Source organism: Pseudonocardia autotrophica, from assembly GCF_003945385.1.
In the GTDB taxonomy this organism is placed as follows: domain Bacteria; phylum Actinomycetota; class Actinomycetes; order Mycobacteriales; family Pseudonocardiaceae; genus Pseudonocardia; species Pseudonocardia autotrophica.
This window is the reverse complement of record NZ_AP018920.1, coordinates 1,038,504-1,065,230: the sequence shown is the minus strand read 5'-3', so window position 1 is coordinate 1,065,230 and position 26,727 is coordinate 1,038,504. Positions and strand designations below refer to the sequence as shown.

Sequence of the window (26,727 nt, the reverse complement as noted above, 5' to 3'; positions counted from 1 at the left end):
GTAGAGTCGTCGCCGACCCCTGCGCTGGAGGAGGACGTCCCATGCCCGAAGCCGTCATCGTCGCTGCGGCCCGCTCGCCGATCGGTCGAGCCAACAAGGGTTCCCTCGCGGGAATGCGCCCGGACGACCTGACCGTGCAGATGGTGCGCGCGGCCCTGGACCAGGTCCCCTCGCTGGACCCGGCACAGATCGACGACCTGATGCTGGGCTGCGGCCTCCCGGGTGGTGAGCAGGGCAACAACCTGGCCCGGATCGTCGCGATCCAGCTCGGCTACGACTCGCTGCCGGGCACCACGATCACCCGCTACTGCTCGTCGTCGCTGCAGACCACCCGGATGGCACTGCACGCGATCAAGGCCGGCGAGGGCGACGTGTTCGTCTCCGCCGGCGTGGAGACCGTCTCCCGGTTCTCCCGCGGCACCTCCGACTCCTGGCCGGACACGCACAACCCGCTGTTCGCCGAGGCCGAGACCCGTACCGCGGAGACGGCGGAGAAGGGCGCCGGGGGCTGGAGCGACCCGCGCGAGCAGAACCTCCTCCCGGACGCCTACATCGCCATGGGACAGACCGCGGAGAACCTGGCGCTGTACAAGGACGTGAGCCGCGAGGACATGGACCGGTTCGCGGTCCGGTCGCAGAACCTGGCCGAGCAGGCGATCGCGGACGGGTTCTTCGAGCGCGAGATCACCCCGGTCACGCTGCCCGACGGCACCGTCGTCCGCACCGACGACGGCCCCCGGGCAGGCACCACCTACGAGAAGATCTCCGAGCTCAAGCCGGTGTTCCGGCCGGACGGGCGGATCACCGCGGGCAACGCCTGCCCGCTGAACGACGGCGCCGCGGCGCTGGTGATCATGTCGGACATCCGGGCGGAGCAGCTCGGCATCACGCCGCTCGCCCGGGTCGTCTCGACCGGCGTGACCGGCCTCTCGCCGGAGATCATGGGCTACGGCCCGGTGGAGGCCTCGAAGCAGGCGCTGCACCGTGCCGGGCTGACCATCGACGACATCGACCTCGTCGAGATCAACGAGGCGTTCGCCGCGCAGGTCCTGCCCAGCGCCCGCGATCTCGGCATCGCCGAGGAGAAGCTGAACGTGCACGGCGGCGCGATCGCGCTCGGCCACCCGTTCGGCATGACCGGTGCCCGGATCACCACCACGCTGCTCAACGGGCTGCGCGCCCGGGACGGCCGCTACGGCCTGGAGACGATGTGCGTCGGCGGCGGCCAGGGCATGGCGATGGTGCTCGAGCGGCTCTCCTGACCGACCGTCACGCGGCGGCCGGGCCGGGCGGATCGATCCGCACCCCGGTCGCCTCCAGCGCGGCCTCGGTGCGCAGCCGGGCCAGGTCGCGGCCTGCGTCGAGGGCACCGTCGGTGCCACCGGCCTCGACCCAGGCCCGCAGTGGCGGGTCCTCGACGCCGGTGGCCCGGCAGGCCGCCAGCAGCACGTCGTCGTAGGCGGCGAGCAGCGCCACCCGGCGCAGCCGGGTGCTCGGCGGCGGGCCACGACGCAGCCGGTCGAGCCGGCGCAGATCGGCGACCAGCCGTTCCAGCGGCGGCCCGGACGGCGTCGGCGCTGCGGCCCGGGACCGGCGGCGGAACGCGATCAGGTGCCGGACGAGCGCCGGTGCACGCACCAGCAGCACCACCAGCAACGCCGGCCCCAGTGCGATGGCCAGGAAGACGGTGACCCCGGCCGCGACCGGGTCGTTCCCGGGCACCTCGGAGACGCTACGGCGCCCGGAGCCCGCGCGTAAGAGCGATGGGACACCCCGGACACGACGACGCCGCGGGCACCCGAGGGTGCCCGCGGCGTCGTCGGACCGGAGGGGGCGAGTCCGGCCCGCTCCCCGGCCCACGCGGGGCCGGATCGTGCTGCGGGTCAGTCGCCTTGGAAGTAGCTCAGCAGACGGAAGATCTCGATGTAGAGCCAGACCAGCGTGGTCATCAGACCGAACGCGATGTACCAGGAGTACTTCTCCGGCACACCCGCCTTCACCGCGTTGTCGGCGGCGTCGAAGTCGAGCAGCAGGCTGAACGCCGCCACCCCGATGACCACCAGGCTGAACAGGATCGCCAGCGGGCTCCCGTCGCGCAGGCCGAGCCCGCCACCGACGAAGAAGCTCATCACCAGGTTCGCCAGCATCAGGACGACGACGCCGATCAGGGCGCCCATCATCCACTTGGTGAACCGGGGGGTGACCCGCACGGCGCCGGTCTTGTAGACGACCAGCATCCCGAAGAACACACCGGCGGTACCGATGACGGCCTGCAGCGCGACGCCCGGGTACATCGAGGAGATGCCGCCGAGCGCCACCCCCATCGCACCGGAGTAGGTCAGCGTCAGCGGAGCGCTGGGCTTCTGCTTGAAGATGACGATCAGCGCCACCACGATGCCGACCACGAACGCCGGCAGCGCGAGGACGATGAGACCCGACCACATGGTCAGGAAGCCCGCGACCAGTGCGAGACCACCGCTGATCGCGGTCCGCTGGACGATGTCGTCGACCGTGATCGGACGGCCGGTCTCCTGAGCCGCCTGGCTCGGGTCGACGTGTGACGACTGGGAGCCGGCGTAGGCGGAGGCCCCGCCCATCATGCCGCCACCCGAGCGGTCGAACGTGGCGTAGCCGCCCTGCTGGGTAGGCAGGTTGCGGAACGCCGGGTTGCTCGTGGAGCGCACCTGGATCCTCCTCGACGGACGTTGCGGGGCTCACCAGCGGCGAGCCCTCGCATCATTGCAACGCCGGGGAGCCGCCGGTGGTTCCCACCGGTAAAAGAAAATTTACCGCTTGTCACCCGTCCGGCGACAGGCCGCCCGGCAAAGACCCCTGAAGATCAGCGCTCGAAGCGCCCGACCTGCGGGAACATCCGTGTCGGCGGAGGTCGGTCGCCGTCCACCACCGGGATCTCCGGGGTGGTGTCGTCGCGCCGCGGTTCGGGCCCGAGCGGCGGCGCCCCACGCAGCTCGGCCCGGATCAGGCCCGGCAGCCTGCGCAGCGAACGGAGCGCGGCCGACACGGCCCGACGGCCTGCCGGGAGCATCAGGACGACGGCGAGCAGCACCAGCACGGCGACCAGGAACACCAGGCCGTCGGCACCCGGAGCGAACACGGGCACACCTCCTCGAACCCGGGCGTCCGGCCGGGGGGGGGGAGCCGGAACCTGCCCTTGTCACACCAACGAGCGGATGCCGGTGCGGTCACGTACCCGGCGACTGTCGGTGGGCCGTACTACGGTCGATCCCGACCGGAATCGTCGAGTCACCGAAGGTGGTCGTCGCCATGTGGGTGTTGATCTCCCGTCATCTGCGGGTGTGGCTGCTGCTGGCCGTGGGGGCGCCGATCCTGGCCTGGCTGCTCGGCAGGCTGGGCGATGCGATCGAGCGCCGGCGCGGGCCGAACGTGGTGAGCAAGCTCACCCATCAGGGGCGGCGTTTTCTCGAGCGCCGCGTCCGCGGACCGCTGCGCAGGCGCGAGCGACCCGACGCGGACCAGCTGGCCCGCTGAGGCGGCCGGGTCAGGCCGGAAGCAACCGGCCGAGCCACCCGCCGCGGCGTCGCGGAGTGGTGACGGTCGGGGTCGGGTCCAGCTCCACGCACCGCCGGCACGGCGTGCCGTCCGCTGCGACGAGCGGCGCCGGCGACACCAGGTGCCCGCAGAGCGCTTCGTAGCGCCCCGTTCGTGTGGCGTGCGGGGCACACAGCTCGACGTCGGTCACTTTGTGTGCAAGTCGGTCGATGACCGAGGTCAGCGTGAGGACCTCGGGGCCGTCGGCTTCGTGGGCCTTTCCTGCGCTCACGACGCCGACCTCCATGATGGATGTCCGTACGTCGACCGGCGCATTCCCACGACCCTTCCCGTCAGGATGGATCCCATCGTCGGCGATGCCGCTTGCGGATGCAAGATCGGATGCACACACGTTCGGCACTCTCCGCAGTCAGCGCACTCAGCGCGCCCAACCGCGACCGCACCCCGGAGGCCCCGATGTCCCAGCCGCACCGAACCCGCGCGGCCGATCTCGGCCCGGTCGTCTGGCGACGGCCCGCGGGCACCGGCGACGACACGCATGACGGGGTCGAGTTCGCGGTGCTGGACGACGGCCGGGTCGCCGTGCGCAACGCGGCCGACCCGGACGGCCCGGTTCTCCTCTACACCCCCGCCGAGATCTCGGCCTTCGTGGACGGAGCCAAGAAGGGCGAGTTCGACGACATGCTCGACTGAGCGCTCACGGCAGCAGCGCGTCGGCATCCCGCCACATGCCGGCGACCACCTCGGCGGCGGGCCGGGTCGTCGCCCGGGCCGCGGCCTGCCCGGCCCAGTGGTTGACCCGGTCCAGCACCCCGGGCTCCCCCGCCCGGTAGCGGGCGACCAGCCGCCGCTGCTGCGGGTAGGGCGCGGGGGCCGGCGCGTCCGGCCCGGCCCAGGCCCGGACGTAGCGGGTCGGGACGGCACGCGCCGTCCGGCCGGTGTACGCGCGGGTGGTCACGGTGTGCTCCGGGGCGAGCCCGTCCAGCTCGGCCGCCCAACCGGCGTCGATCCCCGCCTCGGGGGTACGCAGCAGCGCCGTCCCGACCTGCACGGCGCTCGCGCCGAGGGTCAGCGCGGCGGCGACCGACCGGCCGTCGGCGACCGCCCCGGCAGCCACCACCGGCACCGACAGCGAACCCGCCAGCCACGGGAGCAGCGCGAACAACCCGACCGTGGTGCCGTCCGCGTCCTCGGGCCGGGTGCTGCCGCGGTGCCCGCCCGCCTCCATGCCCTGCGCGACGACGACGTCCGCACCGGCCCGCTCCGCGGCGAGCGCCTCGTCCAGGGTGGTCGCCGTCGCGAACCAGGCGATCCCGGCGGCGTGCGCGGCGGCGACGTGCTCGGCGGGGAGCAGCCCCATGATCGTCGAGATGGCGGTGGGCCGGGCGGCGAGCACGGCGCGGACCTGCTCGTCGAAGTCCGGTGCCGGGCCCGCCGCGGGACCCGCGGTACCGCCGAGCCCGTCGAGGAACGCCGCCTGGGCGTCGGTGCCTGCCTCGGCGGGCGGGTCCGGGATCCACACGTTGAGCTGGAACGGCGCGTCACCGGCGAGCTCCCGGTACCGGCCGGCCCAGTCGGCGATCGCCGCCGGGGAGTCGTTGACGACCCCGGCGGCACCCATCCCGCCGGCGCCGGCCACCGCGGCCGCCAGCCCCGGCGGACAGGCGCCCGCCATCGGCGCCTCCAGCACGGGCACCCTCAGCCCGTACCGCGTACAGAAGGACCCGGCCCGCTCGCGTGCGCTCACCCCGGCGAGTCTGCCCCTTTCCGGCTGGACCTTCGGAGCCACCCGGGGAAGGATCGTCCGGGTCCGCCCCGGCAAGAGCAGATCGGAGCCAGCTCCCCGCATGACCGGCCCGTCGTTCCTGGAACAGCTGCGAGCACACGCCCCCGAGGCGCTGCCCGCCCGACTGCCCCGCGATCCCGCACATCGGGTCCCGGCCGACCTGCGCGCCCCGCACGGCACCACGATCATCGCTTTCACCTGGGCCGACGGCGTGCTGCTCGCCGGGGACCGGCGGGCCACGTCCGGCAACCTGATCGCGCAGAAGGACCTGGTCAAGGTCGTCGTCGTGGACGGCACGTCCGCGGCCGGGTTCGCCGGCTCGGTCGGGCACGCGCTGCTGCTGCTCAAGCTGTTCACGGCCGAGGTCGAGCAGTACGAGAAGGTCGAGGGCGCCCCGATCAGCCAGGACGGCAAGATCCGCAGGCTGTCGACGATCGTGCGGGAGAACCTGCCCGCCGCGATGCAGGGCTTCGTCGCGCTTCCGCTCTACGTCGGCTACGACCCGGCCGATCCGGATCCGGCCCGGATCGTGACGTTCGACGCGTCGGGCAGCATCGCCCGCAACCGCTCCGGCTACGCGAGCATCGGATCCGGATCGGACTTCGCGCAGGCGTCACTGAAGAAGCTGCACCGGCCCGATCTCGACCGCGCCGGCGCGATCTCGCTGGCGGTGAACGCGCTCTGGGACGCCGCCGACGACGACACCGCCACCGCAGGCCCGGACCTGATCCGCTCGCTGTTCCCGAACCTGGTCACGGTGACCGCCGAGGGCACCGCGGAGGTCGACGAGGACCAGGTGCGGGCCGCGACCGAGGTGATGCTCGCCGAGCGGACCCGGCGCCCCGGCGGCTGAACGTGACCGACCTGCTGCGCTGGCAGTTCGACCTGACCTGGTCGCTCTGCGAGTACCACCTGGAGCGGCTGACCGACGACGACCTGACCCGGATCCCGGCGCCGCTGCACTGGACCGTGCACCGCGGCCCGGACGGATCCTGGACGCCGGACTTCCCCGCCGACGGCGACGCCGAGCCGGACCCGCCGCCAGCACCGACCGGCGCCTGGATCGCCTGGCACCTGCTGTGGTGGTGGGGCACCGCGCTGGACGAGCTCTCCGGTGTCACACACCGGGACCGCTCCGATGTGGTCTACCCGGGCACCTCGGACGGCGTGGTCACCGGACTGCGCGCACTGGCCGCATCCTGGGCGGCCGGGCTCGACGACGCCGATCTCGCCCGGCCCGTGACGTTCCCCTGGCCGGACGGGCACACGGTCGGCCACCTGATCGCCTGGGCCAACGCGGAGCTGATGAAGAACGTCGCCGAGCTGGGCCGGGAGCGGGTGGTGCGGGGCGCAGGCGGCTGAGCCCCACCGCGGGCCGGCGCGTGGACCGGCGCGTTCGCGCGTTCCTCGCCGTGTGCCGGGTCCGGCGGCGATCCGGCAGGCTGTACCCCATGTCCACGCTGCGGTCGGTCGCGCCGGTGTTCGCCACATCCGATCTCGGCAGGTGGCTCGACCACTACCGCGCGCTCGGCTTCGTCGTGGAGCGTTACGGCGACGAGTACGGGTTCGCGGTGCTCGACGGTGTGGAGCTGCACGTCACGGTCGATCCCGATCATGATCCGCTGCGCACCGCCGGTTGCGCCTACCTGCACGTCGACGACGCCGACGAACTGCACGCCCGCTGGTCGGGCGTGACCGGCGGGCGCGCGGTCGCCCCGGTGGACACCCCCTACGGACTGCGCGAGGGCGCTCAGATCGACCCGGACGGCAACCTGCTCCGCTACGGCTCGCCGCTCGCAGGCTGAGTCACCGCTACGCCCGGTCCCGGCGCTCCAGCACGACGAGCGCGATCCCCGCCGTGACGGCGACGAGCAGCGGTGCGATCCACGGCATCGGGCCGGTGATGACCAACGGCCCCCACAGCCCCACTCGCCCGGTGAACAGGAACATGACCAGCGGGATGACCCCGAGGGTCAGCCCCACCAGGCCGACGACGTTCTGTGCTGCCTTCACCCTGCACCTCCCCTTTTAGAATGCAGTTGCATTGCAACAGTGCGCAGGCGCCGTTGTCAATGCAACCGCATTGCTACGATGCGGTCGTGCCCCGAACCGTCGACCACGACACCCGCCGCTCCGAGATCGCCGACGCGGTGCTCGCCCTCGTCGCCCGGGCCGGCACCGAGGCGGTGTCGCTGCGTTCGGTCGCGGCCGAGGCCGGCATCTCGATGGGCCGGGTGCAGCACTACTTCGCCAGCAAGGACGCACTGCTGCTGCACGCGCTCGACCGCTCGCACCGCCGGATGGAGCAGCGGATCGAGCAGCGGGCCCGTTCCGGTCCCGACACCGAGCGGGGCGCGCTGGCGACGATCCTCGACGAACTGATCGGCGCACATCCCGAGTCCCGCGACGCGATCCGCATCCACGCGGCGTTCGCCGCACGCGAGGTCGACGAGCGCGCCAGGGCGATCCTCACCGACGGCGACGAGGAGATCCTCGGCCTTGCCGTGCGGGTCGTCGCAGACGCCGGCTCACCCACCCCGGAGGACGACGGCTACGCGCTGCTCGCACTCGCCGGTGGCCTGGGAAGCGACGTCGCCCTGCACGGCGCACCGGCCGAGCGGGCCCGCCGGGTACTGGCGGCGATGCTCGAGCGGCTCGCGCCCACCCGATGAGCACCGGCCGGCCTTTGCGACGATCGTCCGATGCGTCCGTGGTTCCCGCTTCTGGTCGGATCGGTGTTCTATCTCGCCGCACTGCTCTGGGCCGGGACGGAGCTGCCGCCGGACGGGGTCCCGATGCACTTCGACGCCGGTGGCACGCCGACCTGGTTCGGCACCCGCAGCCAGTTCCTCGGTCTCGGCGCCGTGTTCGGCCTGCTCATGATCGGGACCGGGGCCGGGCTGTACGCACTGGTCACCCGGGGCCCGCTGGGTTCGATCACCGTGCCGCACAAGGAGTACTGGACGCATCCGAGGCGGTCCGGGCAGCTGCGGCGGATGCTCGCCGAGGACATGAGCAGGCTGTTCGGCGTCATCGTCGCCTTCCTCGCACTGGTCCCGGTGGCGGCGGTGCACGCGACGCGGGTCGATCCGCCGCGGCTCCCGGCCGGACCGGTGTGGGTCGCCGTCACGGCGCTGGTGGTGGGACTCGTCGCGTGGTGCGTGTGGCAGAGCCGCTACCGCTACCGCCCGCCGGCGTGAGCAGCCGCCGGGTGACATCCGGGCGGGGCCTGCGGCGGCTCAGGCCGTCGCACCGGTCCGGTAGTGCAGGAAGGTGAAACCGCCCGTGAGCCGCTGCTGCTCGACGAGTTCCAACCGGGTGCGGACGCCGTCGGGCAGCGCCCGCAGACCCCCGCCGACCAGCATCGGGACCAGGTAGAGCTCGAGATCGTCGACGAGCCCGGTCCGGATCGCCTCCGCGGCGAGGGTCGGCCCGGAGATCGAGACGTCGCCCGGCGCCGCCGCCACGATCGCCCGGACCCGGGCCGGGTCGAGATCGCGCTCCAGGGTGGTCCGGGTGGTGCTCACCGCGGTCAGGCTGCGGGAGAACACCACCTTGGTCGCGGCCCGCCAGGTCCGGGCGAACTCGAGATCGGTCCCGCTGCGGCCGGAGGACTCGTCGACGTCCTCCCAGGCCCGCATCTCCTCGTACATCCGACGGCCGTAGAGGTGCGTGTCGGCGACGCGCTCGCGTTCGGTGATGAACGCGACCACCTCGTCGTCGGGGACCGCCCAGTCGTAGCGGCCCTCGCTGTCGGTCAGGTAGCCGTCCGCCGACATGATCATCGAGTACCGCAGCCGCCCCATCGGCCCATTACACCTGGTGCGTCGCCCCGCTGCGGTAGTCGGTGTAGGTGTAGGGGTTGTCGAGGATCTTGGTCTCCGGGATCTCCGGGTTCATCCCCTGCTGCCAGGCGTCCTCGCCCATCGTCGCGCGCAGGTGCTCCACGGTCGATCCGACGGCGTCCCGGGCGGCGGCGAGATCGACGTCGACCAGCCGGCCGTCGCGCTTCACCACGCGTCCGTTCACCAGCACCGTGTGCACGTCGGCGCGCTGTGCCTGGAACGCGACGTGCCCGTGCGGGTTGAGCAGCGGGAACGAGACCGGCGAGTGGTCGTTGCGGATCAGCACCAGATCGGCCTTCTTGCCGGTCTCGACGCTGCCCAGGTCGGCCTCCCGGCCGAGCGCGCGGGCGCCGCCGCGGGTCGCCCACTCGACGACCTGCTCCGCGCGCAGCGCCGAGTGAGTGACCGTGTCGCCGCGGGCGTGCGCCTCCAGGTGCTCGCGGGAGCGGTCGGCGCCCAGCGTCGCGCGCATCGCGGAGAACAGGTCGGCGCTCCACCACATCGAGGTGTCCATCGACAGCGACACGTCGATGCCGTGCTCGCGCAGCGCCCAGGTGGGCGGGTAGCCCTGCCCCGCGCTCTGCTCACTCTCGGTGGACACCGAGACCGATCCGCCGGTGGCGGCGATCCGCTGGTAGGAGTCGGTGCTCAAGGTCGCGGCGTGCACGTACACCGTCTCCGGGGTCATGAAGCCGTGCTCGTGCATGAGCCGGATGCCGTCGTCGTTCGTGGCGCCCCACACCCCGGCGTGCGTGGTGACCGGCACTCCCAGCTCGCGGGCGACCTCGAAGGCGGGCTTCTCCGGGAACGCCGGGTCGCCGGTGACGTCGAAGGCCAGCTGGAAGCCGAGCATGTCGTCACCGGGGGTGATCCGGCGCCCGACGAACTCCCGGAAGCCCGGATCGGCGGTCCAGTTCGCCGGGGCGTCCTGGATGTTTCCGTAGGCCAGGACGAACCGGCCGGCCGTCGCCTGCAGGCCGTCGACGGCGGCGTCGGCGTGCTGCGGGGTCTGCAGGCCGTGCGACCAGTCGACGGTGGTGGTGACCCCGGCCTCGAGGGCCTCCAGCGCGGCGAGCAGGTTGCCCGCGTACACGTCCTGCGGGCGGAAGATCTTGCCCCACTCCAGGTAGTTCCAGACGAAGTACTGGGTGAGCGTCCAGTCGGCGCCGTAGCCGCGCAGCGAGGTCTGCCACATGTGCCGGTGGGTGTCGATCATGCCCGGCATGACGATGCCGCCGGTCGCGTCGATCTCCTCGGTGCCCTCCGGCACGGTCAGGTCCGGCCCGATCGCGGCGATCCGGTCACCGGTCACCAGGACGTCGTGGCCGGCCAGCACGGTCCGCCGCGCGTCCACCGTCAGCACGGTTCCGCCACGGAGGACGATCGACTCGCTCATCGGGTGCTCCTTCACTGTGAACACGATCGGACGGACGTCCGCCAAGCGGACAGACTCCGGCCGAGCCACTGTGGCGCAGAGCGGTTGCGGTGTCAACGGACTGTCGGCGACACCCATGCGCGTGATGGACACACCCGTCCGCAGAGCGGACACGACCGGCTACCGTGGGCGGCCGGACAGCGGACGAGGGGGAGCCCATGCCACGTGAGGGAACCGGGCCGGACTTCATCGAGGCCCTCGCGCGCGGGCTGGACGTGATCACCGCGTTCCGGCCGGCCCAGCCGGAGATGACGCTGGCCGACGTCGCGGCCGCCACCGGACTCGCCCGGCCGACCGCGCGCCGCATCCTGATCACGCTGACCGAGCTGGGCTACGTCCGCAGCTCCGCCCGCGGCTACCTGCTCACCCCGCGGGTGCTCGAGCTCGGCGTCGCCTACGTCCGGTCGACCGGGCTGTGGGAGATCGCCCGCCCGCACCTGGAGCGGCTCGTCGAGCGCACGAACGAGTCCTGCTCGATCGGCCAGCTCGACGGTTCGGACATCGTCTACGTCGCCCGGGTGGCCGTCCCGAAGATCGTCACCCTGGCGGTCCAGATCGGCACCCGGTTCCCGGCCCTGCCGACCTCGCTGGGAAAGGTGCAGCTCGCGGCGCTCTCCCAGGAGGAGCTGGAACGGGTACTCGCCGAACCCACCCGGTCCGGGCTGACCCCGCGCTGGCGACCGGAGCCCGAGGAGCGCGACGCGGAGCTCCGCCAGGTCCGGGCCCGCGGCTGGGCACTCACCGATGAGCAGCTCGCACCCGGCATCCGGTCGGTCGCCGCCCCGCTGCGCGACGGCGACGGCCGGGTGATCGCCGGGGTCAACGTCAACTGCCACGCGGCCGAGACGCCGCTGGAGACCCTGCTCGAACACCACCTGCCGCTGCTGCTGCAGGCCGCCGGGGAGATCAGCGCCGACTTCGCCCGGCTGGCGACCGTGCCGCACGTGACGGTGCCCGCCCCGGCTTGACCGCGGCCCGCTCCGGAGCCACGATCGTCATATGCGGACAGTTGTCCGCATCGCGATCAGCACGGAGGATCTCATGGCCGACCCCGGAGTACCGGACGCTGGCGGCGGACCGCTGTCGGGCATCCTGGTGGCCGACTTCTCGCGGATCCTGGCCGGGCCCTACGCCACCATGCTGTTGGCCGACATGGGCGCCGACGTGGTCAAGGTCGAGGGCCCGGCCGGTGACGACACCCGTTCCTGGACTCCCCCCGAGCGCGACGGCGAGTCCACCTACTACCTGGGGATCAACCGCGGGAAGCGGTCGATCGCACTCGACCTGCGCGACGAGGACGACCGGGCCGCCGCCCGGGAGCTGGCCCGCCGCGCCGACGTCGTCATCGAGAACCTGCGGCCCGGCGGGATGGCCCGGTTCGGGCTGGACCACGAGAGCGTCGCCGCGACCAATCCCGGCGTCGTCTACGCCTCGATCTCCGGATTCGGCTCCGGCGCCGGTGCACACGTGCCCGGCTACGACCTGATGGTGCAGGCGATGTCCGGGCTGATGAGCCTGACCGGGGACCCGGACGGGTCGCCGTTCCGGGCCGGGATCTCGGTGTTCGACGTGATGGCGGGCAACCACGCGACGATCGGCATCCTGGCCGCGCTGCGGCACCGCGACCGCACCGGCGAGGGCCAGCACGTCGAGGTGAACCTGCTGTCCTCGGCCCTGACCGGCCTGGTGAACCACAGCTCGGCCTGGGTCGCGTCGGGCACCGTGCCGTACCGGATGGGCAACGCACACCCGAGCGTGTTCCCGTACGAGCCGCTGCCCACCGCCGACGACGACATGATCGTCGCGGCCGGCAACGACCGGCAGTTCGGAAAGCTCTGCGAGGTCCTGGGCATCCCCGAGGTGGCCGACGATCCGCGGTTCGCCCGCAACGCCGACCGCACCGCGAACCGGGAGGAGCTGCGCCCCGTCCTCACCGAGCGGCTCGCCGAGCGGGGCGCGGTGGAGTGGTTCGAGCTGCTCACCGATGCCGGTGTGCCGTGCGGGCCGATCCAGACCATCGACGGCGGGTTCGCGATGGCCGAGCGGTTCGGCCTGGATCCGGTCGTCGAGGTCGGCGATGGCGAGCGGGCGATCCCGACGACCCGGCACCCGATCCGCTTCTCGAGCACCCCCGCGGTGTACCGACTCCCCCCGCCGCAGCTCGACGAGCACGGCGCCGACCTGCGGAAGTGGCTGAGCGAGACATGAGCGACCGGACGTACGAGACCGCGCTGGGCGCGTCCACTAAGGACACCATCACGCTGCTCGGGCACGATCTCGCGAACGACGTGATGGGCGAGGTCGGCTTCGGGGAGCTGGCCTTCTGGCTGGCCACCCAGCGCCGTCCGACGCCGGGTGAGACGCGGGTGTTCGAGGCCGTCCTCGCCGCGCTGGCCGATCACGGCTTCACGCCGACCGCGATCGTCACCCGGCTCACCCACCTGTCCGCGCCGGACTCGGTGCAGGGTGCGCTGGCCGCCGGGCTGCTCGGTGGCGGATCGCGGTTCCTCGGCGTCACCGAGGACTGCGGCCGGTTCCTGCACGACCAGCTGCCCGCCGAGCACCCGGCCGACGACGCCGGTTGGGACGCCGTCGCGCTGGAGATCGTCGCGGCGCAGCGGGCCGCGAAGCGGTTCGTCCCCGGGCTGGGCCATCACGTGCACAAGGACGGCGATCCGCGTACCCCGCGACTGTTCGCGATCGCCGAGGAAGAGGGACTGACCGGCCCGCACCTGCGGCTGTTCGCCGCGATCGGCCGGGTGCATCCCGAGGTGCTGGGGCGCACGCTCCCGCTCAACGGCGCCGGGGTCTGCGGGGCGGCGCTGGCCGACCTGGGCCTGCCGCTGGAGCTGCTGCGCGGGTTCGCGCTGCTCGCCCGCACCGCCGGACTGGTCGGCCAGCTCGCCGAGGAGCTGCGCAATCCGGTCGCGAACGACATCTTCCTCTCGGTCGACCTGAACAATCGCTCCGTCGATCCCCGTCCCTACCGCGCCGAGGAGCTGTCGTGACCCAGGAAGAGACCCAGGAGAAGACACCGGAGAAGATCCAGCCCACCACCGTCACCGAGGACACGATCACCGACGTGGCGGCGGCGCGCTGGGCCACCGCGCACGACCCGCGCACCGCCGAGCTGATGACCGCGCTGGTGCGGCACCTGCACGCGTTCGCCCGCGAGACCGGGTTGACCGAGGCCGAGTGGATGGCCGCGATCGGGTGGCTCACCGCGACCGGGCAGATCAGCGACGAGAAGCGCGAGGAGTTCATCCTGGCCTCCGACGTGCTCGGCCTGTCCATGCTCGTCGTGCAGCAGAACCACCGGTTCGACCCGGCGGCCACCCCGGCGACGGTGCTCGGCCCGTTCCACATCGACGGCTCACCGGACAAGGACTTCGGCGAGGACATGTCCGACGGCCTGGCCGGCGAGCTGCTCTACGTGCACGGCACCGTCCGCTCGCTGGACGGCACGCCGGTGCCCGGTGCGGTGCTCGACGTCTGGCAGTCCGACGCCGACGGCGCCTACGAGGCCCAGCTCGACGTCGACGAGGCCCGGCTGCGCGCCAAGTACACGACCCGCCCGGACGGCAGCTACTGCGTGCGGACGATCGCCCCGCTCGGCTACGCGATCCCGATGGACGGCCCGGTCGGCGCGCTCATCTCGGGCACCGACATCAGCCAGTACCGACCGGCGCACATCCACTTCCTGATCAACGAGTCCGGCTTCGCGCCGCTGATCACCCACCTGTTCCGGGAGGGCACCGAGTTCCTGGACTCCGACGTCGTGTTCGGGGTGAAGCGGGAGCTGATCGTCGGCTTCACCGAGCACGGACCTGGCCCGACGCCGGACGGCGGGCACTCCGAGGTGCCGTGGCTGGAGGCCCGGTACGACTTCGTCCTACAGCCGGCCTGACGCCGATGCGCCGCGTACTCGTCGAGCGCCCCGGCGAACCACCGGTCGTGCGGGACGGCCCGCCGCCCGCTCCCGGACCGGGCGAGGTCACGGTCGAACTGCTGGCGGCGCCGATCACCCCGCTCGACCTGCTGTGCGCGTCGGGCACCTCCTACTTCGGGGTACCGGCGACGCCGTACGTGCCCGGGGTGCAGGGGGTCGGCCGGGTGGACGGGCGGCCCGTCTGGTTCCCGACGACGGCCGGTATGCGCCCCGGTGACGGCAGCATGGCCGAGCTCGCAACGGCCGTCGCCGCCGATCTGGTGGAGCTGCCGGAGGCGGCCGATCCGGTCGCTGTCGCGGCGGCCGGGCTGTCCGCGGTCGCCGCGCACGCCTGCCTGCACGCCCGCGGTGGGCTGGTCGCCGGGGAGACGGTGCTCGTGCTCGGCGCGGGTGGCGTGGTCGGGCTGTCCGCGGTGCGGTTCGCCCGCGCCGCGGGCGCACGAGTGGTCGCCGGGGCCCGCTCCCCCGCCGCCAGGGCCCGGGCCGGATCCGCCGGAGCGGACGTGGTGGTCGGTCTGGACGGCGATCTCGACGAGCTGGCCGCGAGCCTCACCGACGCCTGTGACGGTGGCGCCGACCTGGTGATCGACCCATTGTTCGGGGTCCCGGCCGCGGCGGCGCTGCGTGCGCTGCACCCGGGCGGGCGGATGGTGCACCTGGGCAGCTCGGCCGGGGACACCAGCCCGATCGACTCCGCGACGCTGCGCAGCGGGTCGCTGCGGGTGATCGGCTACACGAACAACGAGCTGTCCCGGGCCGAGCGGGCGGCGACCCTCGGCGCGGTCGCTACCGCCGTCGCCGAGGGGACCCTCGAACTCCCGCACGAACGCCGGCCGCTCGACGACGCCGGTGCCGCCTGGCAGCGCCAGGCCACCGGGAGCACCGACGGACGGATCGTGCTGGTCCCCTGACCGGTGGCCGAGGCGCCCGACCGGGTCCGGATCGGTCTCCCCCGCGCCCCGGCGCCGGACGGCTCCGGCCCCGGGGCGCCCGGCACCCTCGGGCCGGGTTTCGCACGGGATCGTCCGATCCGCACGGGATCCGATCCCGTGCGAACGACACAATCCCGTGCGGACGCAGGCGCAGCCCCGGACCGCCGCCCGCACGGGTCCGTCCGGCAGCCCCCGGGCCGGGTTCGCACGGGTTCGTGCGCTTCGCACGGGATCCGATCCCGTGCGAAGGACACGAACCCGTGCGGGTGCGGGTGCGCTCGGCCCGGAGCGTTCCGCACCGGGAAACTAGAATCACCGGCGAGCGAAGGAGTGTCATGGAACGGCTCGCCGACCAGCCCAGCAAGGCCGATCAGCTCACCGTCGCCGTACGGGACGCGATCCGCAGCGGCGAGCTGACCCCCGACCGCCTCTACTCGGCCCAGGAGCTCGGCGAGCTGTTCGGGGTGTCCCGGACCCCGGTCCGGGAGGCCCTGCTGAAGCTGGCCAACGCCGGCCTGGTCCGGATCGAGCGGAACCGCGGCGCACGCGTCCTGCACAGCACCGAGGCCGACATCACCGAGGTGTCGACGCTGCGGCTGCTCCTGGAGCCGGCCGCCACCGGGCGTGCCGCGGCCAACCCGGACTTCCCGTTCGACGAGCTCACGGCGACCCTCGACCGGATGCGGGCGCACGCCGACGAGCCGGACGGGTTCTTCCGCGCCGACTGCGACTTCCACGACGTGATCATGCGGGCCGGCGGCAATCAGCGGCTGGCGGGCATCGTGCTGTCCCTGCGCGACGCGATCGCGCTGCAGGGCAGGCGCAGCATGCCGAACGTCCGGGGGGCGACCCAGATCATCGCCGAGCACCGCGCGGTCGCCGACGCCGTCGCGAGCGGGGACCGCAACCGGGCGAGTGCGGCGATGCGCGAGCACCTGCTGAGCACGGCCGACGTGCTCAGCGAGGACTCCGCCGCATGGCGGCAGGAATGGCAACGCTGGGTCTGACGGGTCCCGGCGCGGACCGCCGATTCCGGCTACTGATCAGTAGCATGTAACGTGCAATCACACCACCACGCGAGAGGGCGGGCATGCTCGACGGCAACTCCCGGACACCGGCATCCGGCCCGCCCGATCCCGCCCGGCAGGATCTCGCCCAGCAGGATCCCGCCCGGCCCGATCCGGCTCAGCCGGGTCCCGCTCGGCCCGATCCCGCTCGGCCCGATCCCGCTCGGCCCGATCCCGCTCTGCCCGCCCCGGCTCGGCCGGATCCCGCCCGGCCCGATCCCGCTCTGGCCGCGGCGCTGCACCGGCACGGCCTGGAGTTCCGCGACGATCCCGGCACCCGGGCGATGTACGCCACCGACGCGTCGCTGTACCGGATCCCGCCGCTGGGCGTGGTGCGCCCCCGCTCCGCCGACGACGTGCTCGCCACCCTGGCCGTCTGCCGGGAGCTCGGCGTGCCGCTGACGTCACGGGGCGCCGGCACCTCGGTCGCGGGCAACGCGATCGGCCGCGGCGTGGTGCTGGACTTCAGCAGGCACATGAACCGGGTGCTCTCGATCGACCCGCAGGCCCGCACCGCGGTCGTCGAGCCGGGCACCGTGCAGGCCGCGCTGCAGGCACGGGCCGCCGCGCACGGACTGCGGTTCGGCCCCGATCCGTCGACGCACACCCGCTGCACCATCGGCGGGATGATCGGCAACAACGCCTGCGGCGCACGCAGCCTGGGTTACGGCCGGACCTCCGACAACGTGGCCGGGCTGGAACTGGTCACCGCGTCCGGCGCGCGGATCGGCACCGGCTACGACCAGGCCGGTCGCCCCACCGTCACCGGTGACACCGGCCTGGTGACCGGACTCCAGGACCTGATGGCCGGGTTCCTGGCCGTCGGCCGCACCGAGTTCGACCGGTTCGGCAGGCAGGTCTCCGGCTACGCCGTGCAGCACCTGCTGCCCGAGCGGTTCGATCTCGGGCAGGCGCTGGTCGGCTCCGAGGGCACCCTCGGTGTGCTGACCGCGGCGACCGTCCGGCTGGTGCGCGACCCCGCGCACCGGGTGATGGTGGCGCTGGGCTTCGACGACATCGTCGCCGCGGGCGAGGCCGCCCCGCGGGTCGTGCAGTACCGGCCGACCGCCTGCGAGGGGCTCGACTCCCGGCTGGTCGACGTCGTCCGCACCCGGCGGGGCGCCGATCGGGTCCCGGAACTCCCGGACGGCCGCGCCTGGCTGTTCGTCGAACTCGCCGGCGACGACCGGGACGAGGTCATGGACCGGGCGGCCACCCTCGCCGGATCCGGTGTCTCCGCACGCACCCGGATCGTCGACGACCCGGCCGTGGCCGCGCCGCTGTGGCGGATCCGGGAGGACGGCGCCGGGCTCGCCGGGATCGCCCCGTCCGGGAAGCGGGCCTGGGCCGGCTGGGAGGACGCGGCCGTCCCACCCGACTCGCTGGGTGCCTACCTGGCCGAGTTCGACGAACTGCTGGCCACCCACGAGCTGACCTCCGCGCCGTTCGGCCACTTCGGCGAGGGCTGCATCCACGTGCGGCTGGACTTCCCGTTCGACCGCGCTGACGGCACCACCGCGTTCCGCGAGTTCCTGGCGGCGGCCGCGAAGCTAGTCGCGAAGTTCGGCGGGACGCTGTCCGGCGAGCACGGCGACGGCCGTGCCCGCAGTGCGCTGCTGCCCACCATGTACTCGCCGGAGGCGCTGCGCCTGTTCGGCGGGGTGAAGGCGATCTTCGACCCGGACGGCCTGCTCAACCCCGGAGTACTCGTCGACCCGGATCCGGTCGAGGAGTCGGTGCGGTTCACCGCGGAGCTGCCGCTGGTCGGCTCCCGCGGTTTCCGCTTCGAGCACGACGGCGGCGATCTCGGCAACGCCGTGCACCGCTGCACCGGTGTCGGCAAGTGCCGCGCCGACAACTCCGGGCACGGCGGCCTGATGTGCCCGTCCTATCTGGCCACCCGCGAGGAGAAGGACTCCACCCGCGGCCGGGCCCGGGTGCTGCAGGAGATGATCCGCGGCGAGCGGACCGACTGGCGGGCGCCGGAGGTGCACGAGGCGCTGGATCTCTGTCTGTCCTGCAAGGGCTGCACCTCCGACTGCCCGACCGGGATCGACATGCCCGCCTACAAGGCCGAGGTGCTGCACCGCGCCTACAAGGGCCGGATCCGGCCCCGGGCGCACTACTCGCTGGGATGGCTGCCGCGCTGGGCGCGACTGGCCGGGCTGGCACCGCGGTTGGCCAACCGGGCGGCGACGCTGCCCGGGATCGGACGGCTGATGCTCCGGGCGGCCGGTGTGGACACCCGCCGCTCGGTCCCCACGTTCGCGACGACACCGTTCCACCGCTGGTGGCGGCGCACCGGTGCGGCCGCGGCCACCGGCGGCACCCCGGTGCTGCTGTTCACCGACAGCTTCACCGACGGCTTCTCCCCCGCCGCCGCACAGGCGACCGTCGAGCTGCTGCGCCGGGCCGGTTTCGAGCCACGGGTCCCGCAACAGCAGCTCTGCTGTGGACTGACCTGGATCTCCACCGGCCAGCTCGACGCCGCCCGCCGGATCCTCGGCCGCACCACCGCCGAGCTGGCCGCGGCGACCGCCGCCGGGATCCCGATCGTCGGACTGGAGCCGTCGTGCACCGCGGTGCTGCGCAGCGACGCCGTCGAGCTGCTCGGGACCGACGACGCCCGGGCCGTCGCCGGGAACACGTTCACGCTGGCCGAGTTCCTGGCCCGCCAGGACGGCTGGACCCCGCCGGACCTGTCCGGGGTGACGGTGGTGGCCCAGCCGCACTGCCACCACCACGCCGTCATGGGCTGGTCGGCCGATCGGGAGCTGCTGGCCCGCGCCGGGGCGTCGGTCCGGGCGCTGGCCGGGTGCTGCGGCCTGGCCGGGAACTTCGGCGTCGAGGCGGGGCACTACGAGGTGTCGGTGGCGGTGGCGGAGCAGAACCTGCTGCCCGCGCTGGACGCCGATCCCGACGCCGTCGTCCTGGCCGACGGGTTCTCCTGCCGCACCCAGATCTCCGACCTGCGCGGGCGACCCGCGGTGCACCTGGCCGAGCTGCTGCTCGACCGCCGGGTCACGGCGCCGACGGCGACGGGCTGAACGCGGTACGCACCGCGAACCCGCCGAGAACGGTGCCCGCGACCCACCGCTGGACAGTCATCGCGCGCGGACGCGCGGCGAGGAAGCCCGACACCGACGCGGCGGTCAGCACGATCATCGCGTTCACCGTGACCGCGACCGCGATCTGGGTACCGCCGAGCTGCAGGAGCTGGCTCCAGGTCGCGCCGTCGGCCGGGGTGACGAACTGGGGCAACAGCGCCGCGTACATCAGCGCGATCTTGGGGTTCAGCAGGTTGGTGAGCAGGCCCATCCCGAACAGTCGCGCGTCCGACTCGGGCGCGAGCTCACGGGCCTGGAACGGCGAGCGGCCGCCCGGCCGCAACATGGTCCAGGCCAGCCACGCCAGGTACACCGCTCCGGCGATCTTCACCGTGGTGTACGCGGCCGGCACAGCGACGAACAGCGCCGACAGCCCGGCCGCGGCCGCCACCAGGTAGCAGACGAACCCGAGCGCGGTACCCGCCAGCGAGACCAGCCCGGCGCGTCGCCCCTGGGAGATCGCCCGCGAGGTCAGATAGATCATGTTCGGCCCCGGAGTCAGGACCATGCCGAGAGCGACGACAACGACACCGAGTACCGCGGACAGCTCGATCACGGCACGAGCGAAGCACGCGCGGCCGGGCACCGGCCACCGGATTCCGCCCCGGCTGGGCACTGGAGTGATGCTCGTCGCAACGATCGAGGGAGTTCGACGTGGCCGAGCCGCCGTCGCACACCGGGATCCTGCTGGCCGGCCCGCCCGCCGCCGGTAAGCGCACGGTCGCGTTCGCGCTCACCAGCCTGCGCCGCGGCTACGCCCGGGTCCCCGCACTGGCTGCCGGTGCTGCTGTGGTGCCCGGCCCGCGACGCCCGGGCCAGGGCCGGCCGCGGGCTGCGCGGCCCGGTCGGCCGCAGCTGGACGCGCCGGTGGGAGCGCTCCAGCAAGGCCCTGCTGGGCGCGGCGACCCGCTTCACCCTGACCCTGCGGACGGACCGGTTGGACGCCGTCGACGCCGCCCGGGTCGTCCACTCGGCCGCGCAGGCGGACGTCCCGGACTGATCACCGCTGGTGCCGCCGGGGATCCGCCGCCGAGCGCCGGAGCCGGTGCTCAACCGGCGACGGAGTCCCCGGCCGCCGGGCGTGACCGCTCCGGGGCGTCGAGTTTCACCAGGTCCTGCAGCAGCCGCCGGGCGGTCGGGGTGTTGGGCACGACCGCCAGCAGCGAGGTGCTCACGGCGTCGTCGGTCGCCGCGGCCAGCGCCCGCTGGGCCCAGCGGGTACCGGAACGCAGGTCGGCCATCGCGTCGGTGGCGCCGCCGCTGCGGAGCCAGTCACCGAGTGCCGAGCGGTGCATGCCGTCGATGAGCGCCGCGATCGCCATCGGCTCGAACGTCCGACTGCCGCTGGGCAGGTGCAGCCTCAGGTGCCGGCGGCTGTACACCAGGTACCGCTCGTGCTCGAGGATCTCGCGCTCGGCCAGCCGGGGCACCACCCTGGTGAGCCGGTAGCGGCGGAGCACCAGGTCCGGATCGGACAGGAAGTCGGCGAGCGTGTACTCGGTCGCCTCGATGACGTCGCGCACCGGATCGGCGCCTCGCCCCGGTTCGGCGAGGAACACCCGCGCCCGCTCCCGGCGCTCGGCGTGATCGGGGAACGGGATCTCGTCCTTGCTCTCGAAGTGCCGGAACACGGTCCGCCTGGACACCCCGGCCGCGGCGGCGATCGCGTCGACGGTCACCTGCTCGTAGCCGTGCTCCAGGAACAGGCCGAGCGCGGTCCGCGCGATGTGCGTCGTGGTGTCGACCGGTTCGGGCTGCGGGGCACCCGTCATCGCCGTCCGTCCCAGGCGATCCGGCGGGCGCGATCGGCGTCGGTGACGACCCGGCCGGCGCCGGCGAACTCCCGCTCCCGGCGGTGTTCGGTCTCGTAGGCGGGCCAGCCGGGATCGCCGCTCCGGATGAACGAGACCCAGGCGGCGTGCATCTCCCGGGCGAGCTCGCGCGGCCGCTCGTCGCCGAGCAGGCCGTGCCAGTCGGGGTGGTCCAGGGAGTCGAAGACGAACGGGAGCTCCACCGCGTGCGCGGCGCCGAGGCGTCCGTCCCAGGCGGGTGAACGCCAGCCGAACCGGTAGAGGTGCGAACGCCCGTGCGTCTCGGCGAGGCGCAGCGCGGGGATCCGGTAGACGGCGTCGGTGAGCACGTCGCAGAGCAGGTCCAGATCGCTGCCGGTGCGCGGGTAGCCGCGCAGCCCGGCGCCGAGCCGGTAGCGGCGGGCCATCAACCGGGCCGCCAGCCGGGTGCGCAGGCCGTTCTCGGCGAACCCGCTCAGGAACAGCCGGGCCTCCTCCAGGTTGTGGCCGATCAGCAGGTCCACCGGGGCGGTGCTCCCGGCACGGGCGGCGTCGATCGGGCTCCGGGGCAGCACCTCGCCGTCGACGACCGGCTCGAACGGCATCAGGTTGGCGACGATCTCGGCCCACCCACGGCGGAACGGCCGGCGCACGAGCTCGGCGGCGAGCCGCATCTGGGCGGCGACGACCCGTGCCGGCTCGATCCCGGCGATCGCCTCCCGGGTGGCGGGCACGCCGAGCAGTGCGGCGAGCCGGGTGCCCACCCGGTGCGCGCTCTCCGGGGTCAGCGTGTGGTGCCCGGCGCCGGACTGCAGGATCGCCCGCCCGAACAATCCGCGCGCGGCGGGCATCGCGAGCAGCGCGCCGATGCTCATCGCCCCGGCGGACTCGCCCATCACCGTGACGTTGCCGGGATCGCCGCCGAACAGCGCGATGTGGTCGCGGACCCAGCGCAGTGCGGCGACCTGGTCCAGCAGCCCGAGATTGGGGGTGCCCTCGCCGAGCCACAGGAAGCCGTCGGCGCCGAGCCGGTAGTTGATGCCGACGTAGACGATCCCGTCCCGGGCGAAGCTCCCGCCGGTGTAGCCGCCGACCGCGTTGGAGCCGGTCACGAAGGCTCCGCCGTGCACGAACACCACCACCGGCGCGGCGCTCGCCTGCTCCGGCGCCCACACGTCGAGGTGCAGGTGGTCATCGCCGGGATCGACCGGGTTCCCGAGCAGCCTGCCGATCTCCCCCTGGGGGACCGCCTGCGGTGCGGTCGGCCCGGTGCGGGTCGCCTCCCGGACACCGCTCCACGACGACGGCGGCTCGGGCGGCCGGAACCGGAGCGCGCCGACCGGCGGTGCGGCGTAGGGCAACGCCCGGTAGACGACGCCGTCACGGTGCCGGGCTCCCCGCACGGCCCCCTGGGGCAGCTCGACGACGGGTGCGGCCTCGTCCTGCTGCAACATCGATCCAGTGTGACACGTCGGCAGCCATACATGACACCGAGTGCCACGCCCGCTGCCTGCATGCACCGTGCAACTCGCCCTTGTCACCCGAGCATCGACCGTTCATGCTGACACTCAGTGCCAGTATGTCGCCGCAGTGGTGACACTGGATGTCAGGGGGACCCTTCAATGTCGACCGGCCTCGCGACGTTGCACGCCGTCGCCACCCGAAAGGCGATGTACCGGCTGCTGCCGATCATGGGCATCGCGTACTTCATGTCCTATGTGAACCGGACGAACGTCGCGCTGGCCAAGACCCAGCTCGAGGCCGACGTCGGGATCAGCGCCGCCGCCTACGGGCTCGGGGCCGGGATCTTCTTCCTCAGCTACGCGCTGCTGGAGATCCCGAGCAACATGGTCCTGCACCGGATCGGGGCCCGGGCCTGGATCACCCGGATCGCCGTGACCTGGGGGCTCGTCTCGGCGGCGATGATGTTCGTGCAGGGCGAGCTGTCGTTCTACGTGCTGCGCTTCCTGCTCGGCGCCGCCGAGGCCGGCCTCTACCCGGCCCTGATGTACATGGTCACGTTGTGGTTCGCCCCGAAGCACCGGGTGACGGTGGTCGGGCTGATCTACACCGCACCCGCCCTCGCGCTCATCCTCGGCTCACCGGCCGGCGGAGCGCTGATGCTGCTCGACGGCACCGCGGGCCTGTACGGCTGGCAGTGGATGTTCATGGTCGAGGGCCTGGTGACGGTGCTGATCGGCATCCTCGTCTGGTTCACCCTGCCCAGCCGCCCGCAGGACGCCCGCTGGCTCAGCCGCGCGGAGGCCGACGAGCTCAGCGCCCGGGCCGGCTCCGGCGACCAGCCGTCACCGGGCCGGCTGCGCGGCAACCTCGGGTACGCGTTCGGCCGCCCGGTGATCCTGGTGCTGTCCGGGCTCTACTTCCTCAACCAGCTCATCGGCGCCGCGGTCGGGTTCAACGTGCCGTCGCTGATCCAGGCGCTCGGGGTCGACGACCCGCTGCAGATCGGCGTGATCACCGCCGGTCTCGGCGTCGGCGCGCTCGCCGGGGTGCTGTTCTTCCCGTGGCTGCACCGCCGCCACGTGCACGACGACACCGGCCTGATCGTGCTGTGCGCGGTGCTGGCGACCGCCACTCTGGGCGGCTACCTGGCGGTGGCGAACCCCGTGTTGCAGATCGTGCTGCTCTACGCGACGAACTTCTTCGTGATCGGCACCCTGCCGCTGTTCTGGTCGGTCGCGATGTCCCGGATGTCCGGGCTGATGGCAGCGGTGGGGCTGGCCTTCGTGAACATGATCGGCCTGACCGGGGCCTTCGTCGGGCCGGCGGTGTTCGGGCTGCTCGAGGGATCGGGCGGGGACTCGGTGGCGTCGTTCGTCTTCGTGCTGGGGGCCTGCGTCGTGGGGATCGCCATCAGCGTGCTGCTGGCGGTGATGGTGCGTCGCGAGCGGGGCGCCACACCGCAGGCCGCCGGCCGTCCGTGATCGTCAGAACAGGCCGTTGTCGTTCGCCGAGGTGGCCGGGACGACCTGCAGGACGTCCCAGTGCTCGACGACCTTGCCGTCGTCGTCCAGCCGGAAGATGTCGATGCCCGCGTAGTCGTCGCCGCCCGGCCAGCTCTGGTGACAGTGCAGGACGACCAGGTCCCCCTCCGCGATCGCCCGGACGAACCGGACGGACTTGCCCGGGTACTCCGCCGCCATCCGCTCGAAGTAGTCGATGAAGGCCTGCTTGCCGTCGGCGACGTGCACGTTGTGCTGGATGTAGGTCGCCCCCGCGTAGCGCTCGATCGCCTCGGCGGGGCGGCACCGGTTGAACATCAGGTCGTAGAACGCCCGGACGTTGTCCTTGTTGCGCTGCAGGTCGGTGTCGGTCACGGCGAACTGGCCTCCGGTGCGCGGGGATGTGGTCGGAACGAGCCAACCCCGGCGCGGTCGCTTTCATTCCGCGGTGCCGGCGAGGTCCTGGCGGCGGGTGATCGACCGATGTGCAGCGGAGCATCCTGTTGTCGAACGCGCCTCCGGAACCGGCGGCAACGCCGTAGCCTGCGCGGATGTCGAGCCGACGACGCCGCACGGGCCCGGCCCTGGCCCTCGCCCGGCTGACCCACGTCCAGTGGTTCGCCGTGAACCTGTACGAGGCCGTCGTCCGGATACCCGAGCGGCTCGCCGACGAGCACGACCGCACGGACCGCCCGCGGGGCCGGGGGCCGCTGCGCCGGGGCAGTCCGGCGCGCTACCACGTTCCCGCGATCCCGCTGGTACTCGGCTCGGCCGTCGCCGCGGTCGCCACCGGGCCGCGCAGCACCGGCGCCCGGCGGGCGACCGTGACGGCGGCGGGATCGTCGCTCGCCGCGACAGTCCTGACCGGATACCTCGTGCGCACGGTCAACCTCCGGCTGTTGGACGACGGAGGACCGATCACCCCGGACGAGCGGGACCGGCTGCTCGCCCGGTGGGACGCCGTGAACGGGGTCCGCCTGGTGCTGCTGGCCGTCGCCACCGCCGGGTTCGAGTACGCCGCGCGGTCCGGCCCGGAAACCCGGTGACCGCGACGTCATGACCGCCCCGGAGGAGGGCGTCCCGCCCACCCCTTCGCTGGTCCCCCGACGCACCACCCGAACCCGACGAGTCAGCGCGGCAGGAGCTGCGCTCATCGCCCCCGCCACAGCAGTCACGAACCGGACTGCCGGACGACGCAGAGCGATGACTTCCGGTTCCGCCTCCGGTCCTACCCGCAACGACCGATGACGGAGGACGAGCATGACCGAACGGTCCCACCGGTTCACCGACGACCTCTACGGCTGGATCACCCACACCGACCTGGCCAGTAACGACGCGGACGCCACCCGCAACTGGTGCGCCGACGTCCTCGGCTGGAGCTTCCAGCCGCCCTTCCCGGTCGGCGACGGCGACTACCACCTGTTCGCCTACTCCGACGCCGGAGGCGGCGGGATCCGCCAGACCGCCCCGGACGAGACGACCGGCGCCACGCCCACCGTCCACGTGCGCGACACCCGGGCCGCCTACGAGCACGCCCTGCGCGCCGGAGCCGAGCCCGTGCGCCCGCCGACGAAGATCATGGACGGCGTGTGCACCGCACTCGTCCGGGCACCGGGCGGGGTTCTGATCGGGTTCTCCGGGCCCACCGGATAGCCGGGCCGGCCGTTCAGGGTCCGCGACGCGCATGCCGGTGCCGGTGCCGGTGCCGGTGCCGGTGCCGGTCGGGAGCCTCGGCGAATCTACTGGGGCGACACCCCCACGCCTGCGAGGATGGCCGCATGTCGACGTTGAGGACCGTAGGACAGGTGACCGGATGGGCCTGCATGGCGATCGGAGGGATCCAGCTCGTCGGCGGGGTGCGCGGCGAGCCGGGCATGACCGGTGACGCGACGGTGGACTCACACGTCCGCTTCATGGGGCCCGTGTTCGCCGGCTACGGCTTGGCCTGGCTCGACGCCACCACCGACGACGAACCGGACCTGGACCGGCTGCGGATCCTCGCCGGGCTGATGGCACTCGGCGGCGTCGGACGCCTGGTGACCCGCGCGACCCGGGGCAGGCCGCACCGGTTCCACGACGTGCTGCTCGCCGTCGAGCTCGCCGCCCCGGTCGTGACGGAGGTGCTGGGCAGGCGCGAGCGGGCCGCTCACGGGTGATCGCGGGCCCCCCGGTCACCACGCCTCGACGCCCTCGTCAGGGCGATCAATCGTGTACCGCACGAACACGATCAGGGGCGACATCCTGAGATGGACGTCAGGAGTTCTCGTCTCGGAGACTTCCCGGGGTGGCCGCCCGGGTCATCGCGACGCCAGGGTCCGCGCC

32 protein-coding genes are annotated in these 26,727 nt (G+C 73.1%); 20 read left to right on the top strand and 12 right to left on the bottom strand.

What is annotated here, in order from left to right; translation table 11 throughout:
- Positions 1-41 precede the first annotated feature (41 nt).
- Positions 42-1,262 carry an acetyl-CoA C-acetyltransferase gene (locus Pdca_RS05230; protein WP_085911575.1) on the top strand — a complete coding sequence of 407 codons (1,221 nt, stop codon included), beginning with the start codon at positions 42-44 and terminating at the stop codon, positions 1,260-1,262.
- Between the two features lie 7 nt (positions 1,263-1,269).
- On the opposite strand, the gene Pdca_RS05225 is transcribed toward Pdca_RS05230, so the two are convergent.
- The 3 genes from Pdca_RS05225 to Pdca_RS05215 all read right to left on the bottom strand — a co-directional run bounded on the left by Pdca_RS05225 (position 1,270) and on the right by Pdca_RS05215 (position 3,115).
- Positions 1,270-1,722 (bottom strand): hypothetical protein, encoded by a 453-nt coding sequence (locus Pdca_RS05225; RefSeq protein WP_085911574.1) that lies wholly within the window; start codon positions 1,720-1,722, stop codon positions 1,270-1,272.
- 161 nt (positions 1,723-1,883) lie between these two features.
- Entirely contained in the window at positions 1,884-2,684 is an 801-nt protein-coding gene (locus tag Pdca_RS05220; protein ID WP_085911573.1) for a Bax inhibitor-1/YccA family protein, read from the bottom strand.
- A gap of 155 nt (positions 2,685-2,839) precedes the next feature.
- A complete protein-coding gene (locus Pdca_RS05215; protein ID WP_085911572.1) occupies positions 2,840-3,115 on the bottom strand; it encodes a hypothetical protein in 276 nt (91 codons plus the stop codon).
- A 170-nt stretch (positions 3,116-3,285) separates the two neighbouring features.
- On the opposite strand from Pdca_RS05215, the gene Pdca_RS05210 reads away from it, so the two are divergent.
- Positions 3,286-3,510 (top strand): hypothetical protein, encoded by a 225-nt coding sequence (locus Pdca_RS05210; protein ID WP_125911269.1) that lies wholly within the window; start codon positions 3,286-3,288, stop codon positions 3,508-3,510.
- Positions 3,511-3,520: 10 nt separating this feature from the next.
- Here Pdca_RS05210 and Pdca_RS05205 read toward each other — a convergent pair whose 3' ends face one another.
- Positions 3,521-3,802 (bottom strand): hypothetical protein, encoded by a 282-nt coding sequence (locus Pdca_RS05205; RefSeq protein ID WP_125911268.1) that lies wholly within the window; start codon positions 3,800-3,802, stop codon positions 3,521-3,523.
- A gap of 185 nt (positions 3,803-3,987) precedes the next feature.
- On the opposite strand from Pdca_RS05205, the gene Pdca_RS05200 reads away from it, so the two are divergent.
- A complete protein-coding gene (locus Pdca_RS05200) occupies positions 3,988-4,224 on the top strand; it encodes a DUF397 domain-containing protein (RefSeq protein ID WP_085911769.1) in 237 nt (78 codons plus the stop codon).
- Positions 4,225-4,228: 4 nt separating this feature from the next.
- Here the strand turns inward: Pdca_RS05200 and Pdca_RS05195 are convergent, their stop codons facing one another.
- On the bottom strand, positions 4,229-5,278 hold the full coding sequence (locus Pdca_RS05195; protein WP_197719931.1) for an NAD(P)H-dependent flavin oxidoreductase: 1,050 nt from the start codon (positions 5,276-5,278) through the stop codon (positions 4,229-4,231).
- Positions 5,279-5,378: 100 nt separating this feature from the next.
- Here Pdca_RS05195 and prcB point away from each other — a divergent pair, with 100 nt between their 5' ends.
- From prcB to Pdca_RS05180, 3 genes are all read left to right on the top strand, one after another.
- Positions 5,379-6,170 (top strand): proteasome subunit beta, encoded by a 792-nt coding sequence (gene prcB / locus Pdca_RS05190; protein ID WP_085911568.1) that lies wholly within the window; start codon positions 5,379-5,381, stop codon positions 6,168-6,170.
- Between the two features lie 2 nt (positions 6,171-6,172).
- Entirely contained in the window at positions 6,173-6,679 is a 507-nt protein-coding gene (locus Pdca_RS05185; RefSeq protein WP_085911567.1) for a DinB family protein, read from the top strand.
- 89 nt (positions 6,680-6,768) lie between these two features.
- Positions 6,769-7,122 carry a bleomycin resistance protein gene (locus tag Pdca_RS05180; protein WP_085911768.1) on the top strand — a complete coding sequence of 118 codons (354 nt, stop codon included), beginning with the start codon at positions 6,769-6,771 and terminating at the stop codon, positions 7,120-7,122.
- Positions 7,123-7,129: 7 nt separating this feature from the next.
- Here the strand turns inward: Pdca_RS05180 and Pdca_RS05175 are convergent, their stop codons facing one another.
- Complete coding sequence (locus tag Pdca_RS05175) at positions 7,130-7,330, bottom strand: hypothetical protein (RefSeq protein WP_085911566.1); 201 nt, start codon at positions 7,328-7,330, stop codon at positions 7,130-7,132.
- 86 nt (positions 7,331-7,416) lie between these two features.
- Between Pdca_RS05175 and Pdca_RS05170 the strand changes: the two genes are divergently transcribed.
- Positions 7,417-7,989 (top strand): TetR/AcrR family transcriptional regulator, encoded by a 573-nt coding sequence (locus Pdca_RS05170; protein ID WP_197719930.1) that lies wholly within the window; start codon positions 7,417-7,419, stop codon positions 7,987-7,989.
- Positions 7,990-8,019: 30 nt separating this feature from the next.
- Positions 8,020-8,517 (top strand): hypothetical protein, encoded by a 498-nt coding sequence (locus Pdca_RS05165; RefSeq protein WP_085911564.1) that lies wholly within the window; start codon positions 8,020-8,022, stop codon positions 8,515-8,517.
- A gap of 39 nt (positions 8,518-8,556) precedes the next feature.
- Here Pdca_RS05165 and Pdca_RS05160 read toward each other — a convergent pair whose 3' ends face one another.
- Together Pdca_RS05160 and Pdca_RS05155 are read right to left on the bottom strand one after the other, a co-directional pair.
- On the bottom strand, positions 8,557-9,123 hold the full coding sequence (locus tag Pdca_RS05160; protein WP_085911563.1) for a dihydrofolate reductase family protein: 567 nt from the start codon (positions 9,121-9,123) through the stop codon (positions 8,557-8,559).
- A 7-nt stretch (positions 9,124-9,130) separates the two neighbouring features.
- Positions 9,131-10,558 carry an amidohydrolase family protein gene (locus tag Pdca_RS05155; RefSeq protein WP_085911767.1) on the bottom strand — a complete coding sequence of 476 codons (1,428 nt, stop codon included), beginning with the start codon at positions 10,556-10,558 and terminating at the stop codon, positions 9,131-9,133.
- Between the two features lie 197 nt (positions 10,559-10,755).
- Here Pdca_RS05155 and Pdca_RS05150 point away from each other — a divergent pair, with 197 nt between their 5' ends.
- The 7 genes from Pdca_RS05150 to Pdca_RS05120 all read left to right on the top strand — a co-directional run bounded on the left by Pdca_RS05150 (position 10,756) and on the right by Pdca_RS05120 (position 19,592).
- Positions 10,756-11,565 (top strand): IclR family transcriptional regulator domain-containing protein, encoded by an 810-nt coding sequence (locus Pdca_RS05150; RefSeq protein WP_085911562.1) that lies wholly within the window; start codon positions 10,756-10,758, stop codon positions 11,563-11,565.
- A gap of 73 nt (positions 11,566-11,638) precedes the next feature.
- The gene (locus Pdca_RS05145; RefSeq protein WP_085911766.1) at positions 11,639-12,805 is read left to right on the top strand and encodes a CaiB/BaiF CoA transferase family protein; all 1,167 of its coding nucleotides are present in this window, start codon (positions 11,639-11,641) and stop codon (positions 12,803-12,805) included.
- Entirely contained in the window at positions 12,802-13,605 is an 804-nt protein-coding gene (locus Pdca_RS05140; RefSeq protein WP_085911561.1) for a citryl-CoA lyase, read from the top strand. Before Pdca_RS05145 ends, Pdca_RS05140 begins: the two co-directional genes overlap by 4 nt.
- Positions 13,602-14,504: a dioxygenase family protein gene (locus Pdca_RS05135; RefSeq protein ID WP_232021421.1), complete on the top strand. Its 903-nt coding sequence runs from the start codon at positions 13,602-13,604 to the stop codon at positions 14,502-14,504. The genes Pdca_RS05140 and Pdca_RS05135 overlap by 4 nt, the downstream gene beginning before the upstream one ends.
- A 5-nt stretch (positions 14,505-14,509) precedes the next feature.
- Positions 14,510-15,457 (top strand): quinone oxidoreductase family protein, encoded by a 948-nt coding sequence (locus Pdca_RS05130; RefSeq protein ID WP_085911560.1) that lies wholly within the window; start codon positions 14,510-14,512, stop codon positions 15,455-15,457.
- A 356-nt stretch (positions 15,458-15,813) separates the two neighbouring features.
- Positions 15,814-16,485 (top strand): GntR family transcriptional regulator, encoded by a 672-nt coding sequence (locus tag Pdca_RS05125; protein ID WP_085911559.1) that lies wholly within the window; start codon positions 15,814-15,816, stop codon positions 16,483-16,485.
- Positions 16,486-16,568: 83 nt separating this feature from the next.
- Positions 16,569-19,592, top strand: coding sequence for an FAD-binding and (Fe-S)-binding domain-containing protein (locus Pdca_RS05120; RefSeq protein ID WP_085911558.1), 3,024 nt, complete (start codon positions 16,569-16,571; stop codon positions 19,590-19,592).
- Here the strand turns inward: Pdca_RS05120 and Pdca_RS05115 are convergent.
- Positions 19,567-20,208, bottom strand: a complete 642-nt coding sequence (locus tag Pdca_RS05115; RefSeq protein WP_085911764.1) for a LysE family translocator — start codon at positions 20,206-20,208, stop codon at positions 19,567-19,569. The two genes, Pdca_RS05120 and Pdca_RS05115, sit on opposite strands and share 26 nt — an antisense overlap.
- 225 nt (positions 20,209-20,433) lie before the next feature.
- Between Pdca_RS05115 and Pdca_RS05110 the strand changes: the two genes are divergently transcribed.
- Entirely contained in the window at positions 20,434-20,652 is a 219-nt protein-coding gene (locus tag Pdca_RS05110; RefSeq protein ID WP_085911557.1) for a hypothetical protein, read from the top strand.
- Between the two features lie 49 nt (positions 20,653-20,701).
- Here the strand turns inward: Pdca_RS05110 and Pdca_RS05105 are convergent, their stop codons facing one another.
- Both Pdca_RS05105 and Pdca_RS05100 read right to left on the bottom strand, forming a co-directional pair.
- Complete coding sequence (locus tag Pdca_RS05105) at positions 20,702-21,424, bottom strand: TetR/AcrR family transcriptional regulator (protein ID WP_085911556.1); 723 nt, start codon at positions 21,422-21,424, stop codon at positions 20,702-20,704.
- Entirely contained in the window at positions 21,421-22,896 is a 1,476-nt protein-coding gene (locus tag Pdca_RS05100; RefSeq protein WP_085911555.1) for a carboxylesterase/lipase family protein, read from the bottom strand. The genes Pdca_RS05105 and Pdca_RS05100 overlap by 4 nt, the downstream gene beginning before the upstream one ends.
- A gap of 168 nt (positions 22,897-23,064) precedes the next feature.
- Between Pdca_RS05100 and Pdca_RS05095 the strand changes: the two genes are divergently transcribed.
- A complete protein-coding gene (locus Pdca_RS05095) occupies positions 23,065-24,387 on the top strand; it encodes an MFS transporter (RefSeq protein ID WP_197719929.1) in 1,323 nt (440 codons plus the stop codon).
- Between the two features lie 3 nt (positions 24,388-24,390).
- Here Pdca_RS05095 and Pdca_RS05090 read toward each other — a convergent pair whose 3' ends face one another.
- Positions 24,391-24,780, bottom strand: coding sequence for a nuclear transport factor 2 family protein (locus tag Pdca_RS05090; protein WP_085911554.1), 390 nt, complete (start codon positions 24,778-24,780; stop codon positions 24,391-24,393).
- A 176-nt stretch (positions 24,781-24,956) separates the two neighbouring features.
- Here Pdca_RS05090 and Pdca_RS05085 point away from each other — a divergent pair, with 176 nt between their 5' ends.
- From Pdca_RS05085 to Pdca_RS05075, 3 genes are all read left to right on the top strand, one after another.
- Positions 24,957-25,451 carry an anthrone oxygenase family protein gene (locus Pdca_RS05085; protein WP_085911553.1) on the top strand — a complete coding sequence of 165 codons (495 nt, stop codon included), beginning with the start codon at positions 24,957-24,959 and terminating at the stop codon, positions 25,449-25,451.
- A 214-nt stretch (positions 25,452-25,665) separates the two neighbouring features.
- Entirely contained in the window at positions 25,666-26,058 is a 393-nt protein-coding gene (locus Pdca_RS05080) for a VOC family protein (RefSeq protein ID WP_085911552.1), read from the top strand.
- 125 nt (positions 26,059-26,183) lie between these two features.
- The gene (locus Pdca_RS05075) at positions 26,184-26,561 is read left to right on the top strand and encodes a DUF4345 domain-containing protein (protein ID WP_085911551.1); all 378 of its coding nucleotides are present in this window, start codon (positions 26,184-26,186) and stop codon (positions 26,559-26,561) included.
- The last annotated feature ends 166 nt before the right edge of the window (positions 26,562-26,727 follow it).